The sequence below is a fragment of the Stappia sp. ES.058 genome (genome assembly GCF_900105595.1).
In the GTDB taxonomy this organism is placed as follows: domain Bacteria; phylum Pseudomonadota; class Alphaproteobacteria; order Rhizobiales; family Stappiaceae; genus Stappia.
In genome coordinates this window covers 1,169,893-1,184,400 of the sequence record NZ_LT629784.1, presented here as the reverse complement: position 1 = coordinate 1,184,400, position 14,508 = coordinate 1,169,893, and the positions used below count along the sequence as shown (strand labels likewise).

At 63.7% G+C, this 14,508-nt stretch carries 14 protein-coding genes; 11 read left to right on the top strand and 3 right to left on the bottom strand.

From position 1 onward, the window contains the following. Nucleotides 1-123: 123 nt before the first annotated feature. Complete coding sequence (locus BLU32_RS05540; RefSeq protein WP_093805353.1) at nt 124-813, bottom strand: anti-sigma factor domain-containing protein; 690 nt, start codon at nt 811-813, stop codon at nt 124-126. Then, entirely contained in the window at nt 810-1,400 is a 591-nt protein-coding gene (locus BLU32_RS05535; protein ID WP_093805352.1) for a sigma-70 family RNA polymerase sigma factor, read from the bottom strand. The genes BLU32_RS05540 and BLU32_RS05535 overlap by 4 nt, the downstream gene beginning before the upstream one ends. 259 nt (nt 1,401-1,659) lie before the next feature. Here BLU32_RS05535 and BLU32_RS05530 point away from each other — a divergent pair, with 259 nt between their 5' ends. Next, nucleotides 1,660-2,064 carry a hypothetical protein gene (locus tag BLU32_RS05530; RefSeq protein ID WP_093805351.1) on the top strand — a complete coding sequence of 135 codons (405 nt, stop codon included), beginning with the start codon at nt 1,660-1,662 and terminating at the stop codon, nt 2,062-2,064. A 159-nt stretch (nt 2,065-2,223) separates the two neighbouring features. Here BLU32_RS05530 and BLU32_RS05525 read toward each other — a convergent pair whose 3' ends face one another. Then, nucleotides 2,224-3,204, bottom strand: coding sequence for an MBL fold metallo-hydrolase (locus BLU32_RS05525; protein WP_157727520.1), 981 nt, complete (start codon nt 3,202-3,204; stop codon nt 2,224-2,226). Between the two features lie 380 nt (nt 3,205-3,584). Here BLU32_RS05525 and BLU32_RS05520 point away from each other — a divergent pair, with 380 nt between their 5' ends. The 10 genes from BLU32_RS05520 (at nt 3,585) to BLU32_RS05475 (ending at nt 14,507) form a co-directional block, all read left to right on the top strand. Then, on the top strand, nt 3,585-4,859 hold the full coding sequence (locus BLU32_RS05520) for a diguanylate cyclase (protein ID WP_093805349.1): 1,275 nt from the start codon (nt 3,585-3,587) through the stop codon (nt 4,857-4,859). A 154-nt stretch (nt 4,860-5,013) separates the two neighbouring features. Continuing rightward, entirely contained in the window at nt 5,014-5,721 is a 708-nt protein-coding gene (locus tag BLU32_RS05515) for an ABC transporter permease (RefSeq protein ID WP_093810641.1), read from the top strand. After that, nucleotides 5,714-6,523, top strand: coding sequence for an ATP-binding cassette domain-containing protein (locus BLU32_RS05510; protein WP_093805348.1), 810 nt, complete (start codon nt 5,714-5,716; stop codon nt 6,521-6,523). Before BLU32_RS05515 ends, BLU32_RS05510 begins: the two co-directional genes overlap by 8 nt. A 17-nt stretch (nt 6,524-6,540) precedes the next feature. Further along, complete coding sequence (locus BLU32_RS05505) at nt 6,541-7,386, top strand: substrate-binding domain-containing protein (protein WP_093805347.1); 846 nt, start codon at nt 6,541-6,543, stop codon at nt 7,384-7,386. A 115-nt stretch (nt 7,387-7,501) separates the two neighbouring features. Then, the gene (locus BLU32_RS05500; protein WP_093805346.1) at nt 7,502-8,302 is read left to right on the top strand and encodes a molybdate ABC transporter substrate-binding protein; all 801 of its coding nucleotides are present in this window, start codon (nt 7,502-7,504) and stop codon (nt 8,300-8,302) included. Between the two features lie 406 nt (nt 8,303-8,708). Continuing rightward, nucleotides 8,709-9,350, top strand: a complete 642-nt coding sequence (locus tag BLU32_RS05495) for a hypothetical protein (protein WP_208976982.1) — start codon at nt 8,709-8,711, stop codon at nt 9,348-9,350. Nucleotides 9,351-9,614: 264 nt separating this feature from the next. Then, nucleotides 9,615-11,093: a deoxyribodipyrimidine photo-lyase gene (locus BLU32_RS05490; protein ID WP_093805345.1), complete on the top strand. Its 1,479-nt coding sequence runs from the start codon at nt 9,615-9,617 to the stop codon at nt 11,091-11,093. A 14-nt stretch (nt 11,094-11,107) separates the two neighbouring features. Then, complete coding sequence (locus BLU32_RS05485) at nt 11,108-12,412, top strand: NAD(P)/FAD-dependent oxidoreductase (protein WP_093805344.1); 1,305 nt, start codon at nt 11,108-11,110, stop codon at nt 12,410-12,412. Further along, complete coding sequence (locus tag BLU32_RS05480; protein ID WP_093805343.1) at nt 12,412-13,248, top strand: DUF1365 domain-containing protein; 837 nt, start codon at nt 12,412-12,414, stop codon at nt 13,246-13,248. Before BLU32_RS05485 ends, BLU32_RS05480 begins: the two co-directional genes overlap by 1 nt. Nucleotides 13,249-13,277: 29 nt before the next feature. After that, entirely contained in the window at nt 13,278-14,507 is a 1,230-nt protein-coding gene (locus tag BLU32_RS05475; protein ID WP_093805342.1) for a cyclopropane-fatty-acyl-phospholipid synthase family protein, read from the top strand. The last annotated feature ends 1 nt before the right edge of the window (nt 14,508 follow it).

Here is a 14,508-nt window from a genome sequence, read left to right as displayed (position 1 = left end):
CACGCATCCGTGATCGGCTCGCGCGGCTGTGCAATGCTCGTGGACGGGCGCCCGGCGAACCCGGACGCGAAAAGGCCGCGCCTTGCGGCACGGCCTGATACGTCTCGCCCATGCCCGTGCGCGTCAGTCGGGGATCAACTGCCCGGAATAGACGACAGGCCCGGTGGGGGCGCCTGTCGGCGACCCGCCGCGCGGCTCGAGGCTGACGGCAAGTACGCCGTCGGCAGCGACGCCACCCTGGCCGAAGTCGGCCGTCATCGGCGTTGCCACGTCGATCACGCCCAGCGACCGCGGCGCTTCTTCGGGGCCGACGTACCAAAGTTCCAGATCGTTGTCCGCCGGCTTTTCCGCCGAGACGGGACGCACACTCACCTCGCGTCCGCCGAGGTCAACCCGCACGATCAGCGCGGGAAGCCCCGCATCGCGATTGACGACGGCGATATAGGATTGCCCCGGCGGCGGCGGCAGCACATCGCGAATGAAATAGCCGCCCCCCAGACCGATCGCCAATGCGACAAATGCCGCCGCGTAGGCAAGATGCGCGCGTCCATGGGAGCGCGCCGGCGCATCCGCGATGGAAACGGTCACCGCCTCGCGGTCGAGTTCGGCCTCGATGCGCGGCAACAGGCCATCCGGCGCGGGCTCTTCCGGAAGCGTGCCCGCAAGTGGCGCCAGCCGGGCCTCCCAGGCCTCTATTTCCGCATCGAGGCGGGCGTCGTCGACACGCAGGCGTTCAACGTCACGCCGATCCGCAGCGCAAAGCGTGCCAAGAACATATTCCCCGGCCAGGGCCGTGCATTCATCGTCCGTCATGAGGTGCCCAAACACGCTTTCAGGGCGGAAAGCCCTCGAAACAGCCACGTCTTGATCGTCCCGACCGGGCGGTCGAAACGCTCGCTCAGATCTTCGCGGGAATAGCCCTCGTAGTAGGCGAGCAGGACGCAGCGCCTGTGATCCGTTTCAAGGCTCGCCAGACACGCCTTCAGCGCCTCCAGGTCCCAGGGCGCGGGATGTTCGGTCGGATCCGCAACCCGCATCATCGGATCCTCATCGTCCCCATCTCTTGCACTGTCGAACATGGCGCCCGCACGCCCTCTTGCGCGCACCGCATCGATTGCAGCGTTGCGCGCGACCGTCGCAAGCCATGTCACCGGGGAAGCCCGTGTCACATCGAATCCGTCCGCGAAGCGCCAGACCCTGAGATAGGCTTCCTGCATGACATCCTCGGCGAGTGTCCTGTCCTTGCAGATACCAAGAACAACGCCGAAAAGTTTCGCGCTCGTTCGCGCGTACAGATCGCGGAACGCCATTCGGTCACCGACGGAAACCGCATCGAGCAGCCCCGCCAGTTCGGATTTCGAAGTTGTCGCATCAGCGGATGCGCCAGAAGCAAATGTCATTCAGCAGAGACTCCCGTCTGCACAACCTATGACAAGAAACACCGCAGCTGTCGAATGCATATCAACAACCACAGACACATCGTTTCAGCGCCAAGCGGCACCGTGATGCCGAGCCGACCGGCAATCCCGTATCGCAGAAAATATTTCGATTTTCCATTTTCGTCGAAACCTTTTCCGCTTTCGACAGGTAGCTCCTCATGAGCGCGGCAAGGCAGCCGACGCTTTCCACGCATGAACGCAACCAACAGCAGGAGCCATCATGAAGCGCATTCTTCTCTCCCTCGCCCTGGTCGCCGCCGCCGGCACCGCCTCCGCCGACAACCACACGATGGGCGTCGAGGCCATGGACCAGTCGGTCGCAAACGGCATCGTTTCCGCCGCGAAGGTGACCGCCGAAAACAACGGCTGGCTTGTCGTCCACCGCACCGACGGCTCCAAGCCCGGTCCGGTGGTAGGCCATGCGCCGATCCGTGCCGGCGAGACGACCGACGTGGCCGCAATCCTGACGGGACCGGTCGCAAGCGGCGACAAGCTGATGCTGATGGTCCACGGCGAGGACGGCGGCATGGAAACCGGCCGGTTCGAGTACACGCTGGGCGCCAAGGAAGACGGCCCGGTGAAGGTCGACGGCAAGCTGGTGATGACCATCGTCACGGCGCAATAGTTTCATCGCTCAAGACTGTCGGACACGCGGAGTGCGCGGCCCCATCGGCTTTCCCCTTCCGCGCATTCGTGTCAACCGACAGCGAAGGCGGCCCCTTGCGGGTCGCCTTTTTTCTGATCGACACGCCGGGCCACCGCGCGTCGGCACACCGCCACGGGCCTATTCCCATTCAAGCTCGCTGAAGGCCTGTTGGGCATTGCGTTTCGCCAGGGCGTCGAACTGGTCAAGGTGGGCAAAACCGCTCTGATCGACCTCCACGGAGCCGATCATATCGCCGCCGGCCTCGATATGCGCGCGCATCCGGTCGCGCAGGTTGACCAGATAATCCAGCGTGTCCGCCCGCGCCCGAACAAAATCGACTGGCGGACCGTGCCCCGGCACGACATGGGCCGGCTTCAGGGCGGCCATCGTTTCGAACGCATCGATCCAGCCTTGCAGACTGGAAACGTCTAGCAGGCCAAGCAGACGTCCGGTGAAAACGATATCGCCCGAAAAGACCACCTGCTCGTCGGCCAGCCAGACAAAGCTGTCGCCCGGGGTATGCGCGGGGCCGGGGTGAACGATCTCTATGTGCCGGCCACCAACGTCGACCTCGATGCGGTCCTCGAACGTCTCTTGCGCGAAGACCGCCTCGGTGCCCTCCAGGGCGGGACCGAGAAGCTGGGTCAGCATGGTGAACTGAAGGGAGGCGCGCGAGCGCTGATCGGCGACGGCATCCGCCGAGGCGATGACCCGCGCGCCGCGCTCAATCCAATAGGCGTTGCCAAGCCAGCGATGGTCCTGCCCGCCGGTGTCGATGACAAGCACCACAGGCTTGTCGCTCACGGTTGCAATCGCCGCGTCCAGCGCGGCCGCCCCCTTGCGGCTTCCGCCCGGATCGACCAGCACCAGCCCGTCGTCCGTGTCGATCAAGCCGAAGGTCGCGTTGTTGGCGAGGTTGTCGGGCGACCGCTGCGCGGCCTCGCCGACGATTGCAGTCACGGTGGCGGTCACCGGGACGATGTGCAACTTCGCCTCTGCCCGGGCGCGTGTCGCGCCGGATGCGAAGATCACGGCAAGGACCGCGAAACTTCCCAGAAGCGCGCGCCGGAACCGTTTCGCACCGCTCGGCCTGCCGGCCGGTTTGTCCTCGATTGTCAAGAAACTGCTCCTCCCATAATCGGCTCCTTTCACCCCGATAACAGCATGGCATGTCCACCAGGCCCCTCCCGGGATCCGGTCCGCGCCCGAGCACGGTGCCCGATCGACCGCAATAGCTGAACCTCGAAAAGAACCCAAAAACCATGATCCAGGTCAATATATTTTCTTTATTTCGAATGTAATTTATTTAGGATCAAATACCCAGGTTCTGACATTGCGGCTGGACACAATCGGCAGTCGACTCATCGCTTCCGTGGCCTGGGAAAATTTTCGCGGGCGTTTACGACCTCGTTAAAATATACACTTAGACAAAGCTGAATATGAAATGATGCTCTATAAAAACAACAGTCCTTCCAGATACTAAAGTCGAGATCGCTTGCATGGCATTCCTTCCTGAAGACCAGAAATCCCTGACCTCGCTTGTCGATGCCATCGGCGCCAGTGTCGCGATCTACAGCGCAGACGCACGGGACAACTTCTTCATCATGGCGGCCAATCGCCCCTTTGCGGCCATGCTCGACCGCGACGCCGACACCCTTGCGGGCGTACGGCTTTCAGACGCCTTCCCGCGGTATCTGATCCGATCCTTGTCGGAGCGGATCACCGAGTGTCTGTCCACTCAAAGGACGACGGAGACCGAGGTCGTGATCGACCGTGGCGGACGCGTCTCCTGGTGGCGCTTCGTCTACTCGCCAATCCTGTCCGAGGAAGCGGCAACGCAACGGGTCTTGAACACCTGTATCGACATCACCGAAAAGAAATCGCTGGAGACGTCTTTGAGCCAGTCGCGCAGCCGCTTCGAGGCCGTGGTCGAGGCCGCCTACGACGGCATCATTTCCGTCGACCGCGATCATCGCATCGTCCTGTTCAACAGTGCCGCCTGTCAGATCTTCAAGATCGAGATGGAGGATGCGATCGGCCGGCCGCTGGAGACGCTGATTCCCTCCCGCTTTCGCAAGGAACACGGCCGGTATCTGGACGGCTTCAGCCACTCGCCAATCAACTCGCGTCCGATGGAATCGCGCGTTGCGGTCATGGGCCTGCGCGCGGATGGAACCGAATTTCCGGCGGAGGTGACAATCGCGAAGATAAAGGTCGGCGACGAAGTGGAATACACGGCGGTCGTGCGCGACATTTCGGAGCGCGCCAAACTGATCGAGGAATTGCAGCGCGCAGCCGTCAAGGACCCGCTCACGGGTGTCTACAATCGCCGTCAATTGTCCAAGATCCTGCGAGAAGAGGTCGAACGATGCCGCCGCTTCGATCACCTGATGACCGTCGCGATGATCGACCTCAACGGGTTCAAGGACATCAATGACACCCATGGCCATCACATCGGCGACGAGGTTTTGACCTCTTTCACGCGCTGCGTGCAGGCGAACCTGCGCGATGTCGACACCCTCGGGCGCTGGGGCGGCGACGAATTCATGATCATCTGGCCCGAAACCGGCGAGCAGAACGCCGTCAAATCCGTGAAGCGCATCCGCACGGCGCTTGCCGAGGTCGCACGGTCCCTCTCCGTACCGGGTGTCTCAATCCACTTCAGCATCGGCCTGCAGGAAACGGACGGGTTGATCGAGGCCGAGGACATGATCCTTCGCGCCGACAAGCTGCTCTATCAGGAAAAACGGGCCCGGCGCCTGAAGCCGGCCTGAACCGGGGACACCGTCCGCGCCTGCGAAGCTGAACAAGATCACACGGGCGGAAACAGCCCCGGGTTCCGCTCGAATTCCGGTCGCTTGCAAATCCGCCGGTAGATTATCGCGCATTTTTATGCATTATTTCCGAACGGACGGAGAAAATGCATTCATGCAAGATTTCGGGACAACCCTGGCGGACGCAATCGGCCTGATCCTGTTGGGCGATGCCGATCTGATCGAAATCATAGCGCTGTCCTTGCGCGTCACACTGAGCGCGGTGGTCATTGCCTGCATGATCGGCCTGCCGCTCGGCGCCCTGGTCGGCGCGTTCCGCTTTCCCGGGCGCGCGATCGTGACCGTGCTCTTGAACACGCTGATGGGCCTGCCGCCCGTCGTCGTCGGCCTGATCGTCTATCTCATGCTGTCCGCCGCCGGCCCGCTCGGTCCGTTGCGGCTCCTCTACACGCCGACGGCGATGATCATCGCCCAGACGATACTCGTCACGCCGATCGTGGCCGCACTGACCCGCCAGGTGATCGAGGACCTGCACACAGAATATGCCGAACAGTTCGCCTCGCTGGGCGTCGGCCCGTTCGACCGTGCGGCCGCCCTCTTGTGGGATGCGCGCTACAGTCTGCTGACGGTGGCGCTCGCCGGTTTCGGGCGCGCGGTCGCCGAGGTTGGCGCCGTGATCATTGTCGGCGGCAACATCAACCACGTCACACGCGTCATGACGACGACGATCGCACTGGAGACGTCCAAGGGAAACCTCGAGCTGGCGCTGGCGCTTGGCGTCGTGCTTCTCGTGATTGCGGTGATCGTGAACGGCATTGTGATGGCGCTGCGCGCCTCCGCTGTGAGATCCGCCTATGCCTGACGCCCGGCTGAAGACGATCGAGGGCGGTCGGGACATCCCCGACAGCGCATCCGCCCCGCTGCTGATGCAGGCCCGCGGCCTTGCATTCCGCCCGTCCGGAAAACCCCTTGTCGACGGCATCGACCTCGACATCCGCGAAGGCCGGCGTCTTCTCATCATGGGATCGAACGGCGCCGGAAAGAGCCTGCTGATGCGGCTGTTGCACGGTCTTCTGCCGCCCACTTGCGGAGAGGTCATCTGGCGCGGGAAACCGCTCGACCGCACCGCGATGCGCGAACAGGCGATGGTGTTCCAGCGCCCGGTGATGCTGCGCCGTTCGGTTCTGGCGAACCTCCAGTTCGCGCTCGCCGTGCGCGGCATCGGCGGGGCGGAACGCCGCCGACGCGTCGAGGAAGCACTGGAGCAGGCGCGCCTCGGGGATCTCGCCCGACGTCCTGCACGCGTTCTGTCCGGCGGCGAGCAACAGCGTCTCGCGCTCGCGCGCGCCCTCGCCTGCACACCGCGTCTCCTGTTTCTGGACGAACCGACCGCCAGCCTTGACCCCGCTTCCACACTGGCGATCGAGAACCTGATCGCCACCGCCCACGCCCGCGGCATCACCATCGTCATGATCACCCATGACAAGGGGCAGGCCCGCCGTCTCGGCGACGACATCGCCTTCCTGCACGCCGGCCGGCTGGTCGAAAGCGGCCCGGCCGCACGCGTGCTCGAAACCCCAAGCTCGGGCGCCGCGCGCGCCTGGCTGGAGGGGCGTCTCTATCTGGACGACCCCTCCCCGATCACCCCGTCCCCGACACCCTGAACACCTGGGAGCATCACATGTTCAGACGTCAGTTCCTTTCCCTCGCGCTGGCCGGCGTCCTTGCCGTCCCGCTGGCCACAAGCCTCTCCGCACCGTCCTTCGCTGCGGAGGATTTCATCATCGTGCAATCGACCACCTCGACGCAGAACTCCGGCCTGTTCGACCATCTGCTGCCGATCTTCACCGAAAAGACCGGCATCGAGGTCCGTGTCGTTGCGGTCGGCACCGGCCAGGCGATCAAGAACGCGGCCAATGGCGATGGCGATGTCCTGTTCGTGCATGCGCGTCCTGCAGAAGAAAAATTCGTCGCGGCCGGTGACGGCGTGAAACGATACGACGTGATGTACAATGACTTCGTGATCGTCGGACCGCCGTCGGATCCCGCCGGTGTCGCCGGCTCCTCCGATGTGGTCGACGCCCTGGGCAAGATCGCCGAGACCAAGGCGCCGTTCGCATCGCGCGGTGACGACAGCGGCACCAACAAGGCCGAGTTGCGCCTGTGGAAGGCAGCCGGCATCGATGTCGGCGACGCCTCGGGCGACTGGTACCGGGAAACCGGCTCCGGCATGGGGGCGACGCTCAACACCGGCACCGGCATGGGCGCCTACATCATGACCGACCGCGCCACCTGGATCGCCTTCGGCAACAAGGGTGACTACGAGATCGCCGTCGAGGGCGACAACCGCATGTTCAACCAGTACGGCATCATCCTGGTGAATGCCGAGAAACACCCGAACGTGAAGACCGAACTCGGCAAGACCTTCGTCAACTGGGTGATTTCCGACCAGGGTCAGTCGGCGATTGCCGACTACAAGGTCGACGGACAGCAGTTGTTCTTCCCGAACGCACCCGCCGGAAGCTGACCTTTTCGCCTGCGCCGGCACGCTCCGGCGCAGGCGCCTGCCCCGGCCAGACCGGGGAACGGCCGCCCGCCCCCCAATCTTCCTTTCTTCCTTCAAGCCTTGCCGGAGACCAGCGATGCGCCTTGCGCTTGCGACCGCCTTTGTCCTCTCCCTCTTCACGATCCCCACGATGGCCGAAACATCCGTCAAACTGCATGCCGCCGGCAGCCTCAAGGCCGCCATGAGCGACATCGCCGATCTTTATCAGGAAACCCACGGCATCCCCGTGGACCGCATGTTCGGCCCCTCCGGCCTCCTGCGCGAACGCATCGAGGGCAGCGAGGCGGCGGAGGTCTATGCCTCCGCCAACATGAAACACCCGACGACGCTCGCCAAGGCCGGCAGGTCGGGGCCGGTGGCGCTCTTTGCCCGCAACCAGCTTTGCGCCCTGACGCAGGCCAATCTGACGGTCGAACCGGAAACGCTGCTTGCCACCATGCTGGATCCGCAAGTGCGAGTCGGAACCTCTACTCCAAAGGCGGATCCGGCCGGCGACTACGCCTTCCAGGTGTTCGACAAGGCGCAGGCCCTCTCGCCCGGCGCGACCGAGACGCTCAAGGCCAAGGCGCTCCAGCTTACCGGCGGCAAGGACAGCGCCAAGGCCCCGGAGGGGCGCAACCCCTACGGCTGGGTCATGGAAAGCAACGGGGCGGACCTCTTCCTGACCTATTGCACCAATGCGGTCCTGGCGCAGCGCGATCTGCCCGAACTGCGGATCGTCTCCCTTCCCGACACGCTGAGCGTTGGCGCGAACTACGGCCTGACGGTCATGAACGATGCGCCGGAGGCTGCGTGGCAGCTCGCGTTCTTCATCCTGTCTCCGGCGGGTCAGGAAATCCTGTCGTCCTACGGCTTCACGGTTGCCGGCGCCCTCTAAGCGGCGTAAAGCCCGGCCTTTCGCGCCCCGGATCGTCCGAAGATTCTCCGCGCGCGAGGCCGAAACCGTTGGAAAAAAGCCGCAGACAATTAAAATCTGAAGCGATCACGATAATGTGACGTTAACCACGTCACGATTGCGCCGCATGTTGGTCACATTCCCGCCTCCGGAAAATACAAATTGATTTCAAATACTTGCCGACAGCTCAACCGGCAGGGTTAAAAATTCCTGAATGAAATCCGTTCGGTTTGTGATCCATATTACGGTTTCGTCAGGATGTTTGAGCGACTGTCGCCAGTGTCGCGTCTAGAATACCTCGACGTTGGACACCAAATCTTAATGGTATCGACATTCAGGCGTTCACCGATGCGTAAAAATCGGGAAAGCCAAGCCGTGGGAGGCGCGAATGTTTGGAATGAAAAGACTTGGGCGACGGTCGGCACTTGTGGCCGCACTCGCCATGACATTGACCGGCGGCAGCGCACTGGCTCTGGACGCCCCGACGGATCGCGAACTCCAGAAGGAAGACAGGGAAACATTCCTGCTTCCCAGCGATCGCCTGGCGGTGACGCTCGGTACGCCGGAAGGCACGTCGTCGGACACCGATGATTACGCGATCTGGGTTGGCGAGGTGGACCTCAACGGCCGCACCGCCGTCTGGGTCGAGTTGATCGACGAGCACGGCGAGGTCGTCTACGACAGCGAGGTCGCGCACAACGAGACACACCTTCTGCCGAATGGCCGGGCGGTGGTCGTGCGCGCGCTTCTCGACGACAGCGGAAACACCACGCAAACGGTTGCCAAGGCCGACGAGTCCCGTGTCGCACCCGACGCGCGCCTGGTCGTCACACGCCGGGTTGTCGACGCTCCGTCGGTTCACACCGCAATCGAGTTCATCGAGCAAACGCCAACCGAGGAAACCACCGTGATGATGCGGATCGCCTCCTTCGGCGAGCGTATCTGGACCTCGTTCGTCGCGAGCCTGACGGCTGCGACAGACGGCGTACTCGTGGCCTGGAACTGGCTTACGGAGCCGTTCCGCGCCTGATCCGCAACACCATCCGACGGCCGACACCGGACTGCGACCACAGCCCGGACGGTCTTAGGCACACGACAGGTTCCGGCCCGGACAAGCTTCCCCGCGCACCGACGCCGGCCTCCCATAACGGGCCACCCGTTTCCGCAGCCCAGGGCGCGGCGACCGGTGGCCCGAAATCTTTTCGCGTCCGATGCCGGAAAACGCTAATCCATCAAGGACAAGCAGCCGTAAGAAGGGTTTGCAAGCGCCCCAGGACCCGGACTTTTACGGACAATGGACGATAAAGACTTTTCCGCCGCAACCGTCGTCTGGTTTCGAAACGATTTGCGTATCGATGACAACCCTGCCCTTACGGCGGCGCTGGAGACCGGCGCCCCGGTGTTCGCGCTTTACGTTCTGGATGACGAGACGCCCGACCTTCGTTCCCTCGGCGCGGCCAGCCGCTGGTGGCTGCATCATTCCCTGACCGCCCTTCGCGGCGATCTTGAAGAGCTCGGCATCGCGCTCGTCCTGCGGCGCGGCGCGGCGGCGGATGTCGTTGCCGATGTCGTACGCGAGAGCGGAAGCGCGCGTATCGTGTGGAACCGCCGATACGATCCCGGCGGCGTGGCGGCCGATAAGCAGATCAAGGCAGAGTTGAAGCGCCGGGGTGTGGAAACGGCGAGTTTCAACGCCGCGCTTCTGGTCGAGCCCTGGGAGGTGAAGACCGGCAGCGGCGAGGCCTACAAGGTGTTCACGCCGTTCTGGCGCGCCGCCCGCGCCCTGGGGCCGCCGCAGGCTCCGGGCGCTCGGCCGTCCCCGGCCGGAAAGCCGACGGCCAACCGCGACGGTCTCCCCCACAGCGATCGCCTCGAGGACTGGGCGCTTCTTCCCACCCGTCCCGACTGGACGGGTGGACTGCGTGAGACCTGGAGGCCGGGCGAAGCCGGCGCCCTTGCGCGGCTTGAGACCTTCCTGTGCGACCGGCTTGCCGACTATGCCGGCCACCGCGACGAGCCCGGCGCCGCCGTCACCTCGATGCTGTCGCCACACCTGAGGTTCGGCGAGATTTCGCCGCGTCGGATCTGGGCTGCGGCGGAGCATCGCGCCGACGACGGCCGCACGGCGGTTGGCGACACGACGCTGGCGAAATTCCAGGCCGAACTCGGCTGGCGCGAGTTTTCCCACCATTTGCTCTTCCACTTCCCCTCCCTGCCCCGCGACAATTTCCAACCGAAATTCGATGCCTTTCCCTGGCGCGACGACACGGCGGGGTTTCGCGCCTGGACCAGGGGCCAGACCGGCTATCCGCTGGTCGATGCCGGCATGCGCGAACTCTGGCATACCGGCTACATGCACAACCGGGTGCGCATGGTCGTCGGCTCCTTTCTGGTCAAGCACTTGATGATCGACTGGCGTGATGGCGAGGCCTGGTTCTGGGACACGCTGGTCGACGCCGACGCCGCCAACAACACGGCCGGCTGGCAATGGATCGCTGGCTCCGGCGCGGATGCCGCCCCCTATTTCCGGATCTTCAACCCCACCACCCAGGGCGAGAAGTTCGACAAGGCCGGCGACTACACGCGCCGCTGGGTGCCCGAACTGGCGAAGCTGCCCGACAAGTACCTCTTCAAGCCGCATGAGGCGCCCGCCTCCGTGCTGGCGGATGCAGGCGTGCGCCTGGACACGACCTACCCGCGCCCCGTCGTCGATCACGGCAAGGCGCGCCAACGTGCCCTTGACGCATTCCAATCCATAAAAAACGCTGCATAAGAAAAGGACACGCCATGCGCATTGCCGTCATCGGATCGGGCATCGCCGGAAACAGTGCCGCCTGGGCCTTGAGCGAACGCCACGACGTGACACTTTACGAAAAGCGCGCGCGTCCGGGTGGCCACAGCGCGACGGTCGACATCGACCATGGCGGCACGCCGCTGTCCGTGGACACGGGCTTCATCGTCTACAACGAGTTGAATTATCCGAACTTCACGGCGCTTCTCGATCACCTTGGCATGGCGACGGAAGGCAGCGACATGAGCTTTGCCTTCTCGCTCGATCGCGGCGTGCGCGAGTGGTCGGGCATAAATCTGAACACCGTCTTCGGCCAGCGCCGCAACGCCGCCTCGCCGCGCTTCCTGTGGATGCTGCGAGAGATCCTGCGCTTCAACAAGCTCGCGGTGCTCGACCGCGCGTCCGGCATGCTCGCCGGACTGTCGCTTGAGGCCTATCTTGCGGAACGTCGTTTCTCAAAGAGCTTTACCGGCGATTACCTGTTGCCCATGGGCGCGGCGATCTGGTCCACCCCGCCGGCGGACATGCTGGCCTTCCCGGCGGAAAACTTCATCGCCTTTTTCGAAAACCACCGCCTCGTCAATCAGGACCGGCCGGTCTGGCGCACGGTGTCTGGCGGCAGCCGAAGCTATGTGGAGCGCCTGATATCACCGTTTCGCGACCGCATCCGGTTGTCCACCCCGGTGGCAAGGGTGACGCGCAAGGCCGGCAAGGTGCACGTGCGCGACGTCCACGGCCGCGAGGACGTGTTCGACCGCGTCATCATGGCGGCGCACTCCGACCAGACGCTGGCGATGCTGGGCGATGCGACGCCGGAAGAGCGCAACATCCTGGGCGCGGTGCGCTATCGGCCGAACGCGGTCTATCTGCACAGCGACAGGGCGCTGATGCCGCGCCGGCGGCGAGTCTGGGCCTCCTGGAACTATCTGGCCTCCAGCGATTCCGACGCGCCGTACCGCGACGCCTCCGTCACCTACTGGATGAACCGCTTGCAGAACCTGCCCGCGGACAAGCCGGTTTTCGTCAGCCTCAACCCGACGGAACCTCCGCGCCCCGATCTCACCTTCGCCACTTTCGAATACGACCACCCCCAGTTCGACGGGGCGGCGATTGCCGCTCAAAAAGCCCTCGACCAGATCCAGGGCAGCGGCAACACCTGGTATTGTGGCGCCTGGTGTGGCTATGGTTTTCACGAGGACGGGCTGAGGTCCGGCCTGGCGGCGGCCGAAGCGATTGGCGCCCAGGTGCCATGGCGCGTTGATGCGCAAGGCATCGCCCGGTCTGCAGAGGCTGCGGAGTGATGAAACGACACGCGGCGGCGACAACATGGCCGGCAAACGGCCCCCCGCCACCGGATGCAGCGGCTCTGTACCCCGGCAAGGTGATGCATGCGCGACTGAAGCCGTTCGGTCATCGCTTCAGCTACACCGTATTCACGCTGCTGATCGATCTCGACCGATTGCCGGACGCGGCAAGGCAATCGAAAGCGTTCTCGATCGGCCGGTTCAATCTCCTGAGTTTTCGCGAGGCCGATCACGGGCCGCGTGACGGGACGCCCTTGCGCGCGCATGTCGACCGACAATTGGTGGCATATGGTGTTGAAACGCCCATAACACGGGTCCTGCTGCTGTGTTATCCACGCGTTTTCGGGTTTGTTTTCAATCCGTTGTCGGTCTATTTCGCCTATGATGCGGACGAGCGGCTGATTGCGCTGATCTACGAGGTTCGCAACACCTTCGGCGACATCCACACCTATGTGGAGCCGGTGACAGACGGCCAAAGCGGGCCGGAAGGCATCCGCCAGACCCGCGACAAGGCGTTTTACGTCTCTCCCTTTCTCGACATGCAGCAGACCTACCGCTTCCGCATTCTCCCCCCCGGAGAAGCCGTCAGGGTGCGCATCCTTGAAAGTGACGCGGAAGGCCCCATTCTATCGGCCAGTTTCGCCGGCACACACAAGGCACTGACGACCCGGAACGTGATTGCGGTCTGCTTGAAAATTCCGTTCATGACACTCAAAGTGGTGGCAGGCATCCACTGGGAGGCCCTCAAACTGTGGTGGAAAGGGGCACCATTTCACTCGCCGTCAAAACGCCCAAGCGCCGTTTCGCGCTCCACCGCTTCCCCCAGGGCCTGATCGCCCCGGCCGTTTGACGAGGTTTGACCATGTCGACTGCAATTCATCTCACACCCGACAATGCGCGCAATGCGCTCGCGGGTCTGCCGCGTCTGGCACGGCTCGGCATGCGCGTTGCGCTCAACTTGAAGGTCGGATCGCTGCGCATCGAAACGCCGGAGGGGCATCAGTACCTGGTGCGTGGCGAAGAGCCCGGCCCGGACGCCGACGTGAAGATCCATTCCTGGCGCTTCATCCGTCGCCTGCTCAGCGGCGCGGATGTCGGTGTCGGCGAGGCCTATATGGCCGGCGAATGGACCAGTTCCGACGTCACCACCTTTCTGGAGCTGTTCTGCCGCAATCGCGATGCCACCGCCGACATGCTGCGCGGCACCCGCGTCTATCGCATGCTGATCCGCCTCCGGCACTGGCTGAACCGCAACACGAAGTCGGGATCGCGACGCAACATTTCCTCCCACTACGATCTGGGCAATGCCTTCTATCGCGAGTGGCTCGACCCGACGATGACCTATTCGTCCGGGATTTTCGACGGAGGCGTCAACGATCTGGAGCAGGCGCAGCGCCTCAAGTACCAGTCGCTCGTCCGCGAAACCGACATTCGCGCCGATCACCACGTGCTTGAGATCGGCTGCGGCTGGGGCGGGTTCGCCGAATATGTCGCGCGCGAGATCGGGGCGAATGTCACCGGCCTGACCATCTCGCAGGAACAATACGACTTCGCCTGCCGGCGCATGCAGGAAGGCGGCCTCAACGACAAGGTCACCATCAAGCTGCAGGACTACCGCGACGAAACAGACCAATACGACCGCATCGCCTCGATCGAGATGTTCGAGGCGGTCGGCGAACAATACTGGCAGACCTATTTTCACAAGATCGCCGGGTGCCTCAAGAGCGGCGGCCGCGCCGGCTTGCAGATCATCACCATCCAGGACGACCTGTTCGAAGACTACCGCAAAACACCGGACTTCATTCAGCGGCACGTGTTCCCGGGCGGCATGCTGCCGCCGCCGGCCACGCTCGACGCGCTCGGCGCGCACAGCGGCATGACGCTGGCCGCGCAGAAAATCTTCGGTCACGACTATGCGCGCACGCTGGAGGAATGGCGCCAACGCTTCTGGGCCGCCTGGCCGCGCATCCGCCCGCTCGGCTTCGACGAGCGCTTCAAGCGGCTTTGGGAGTTCTATTTCCACTACTGCGAGGCGGGTTTTCGCTCCGGAAACATCGACGTGCGGCAAATGATCTACGTGAAGGCGCCCTGAT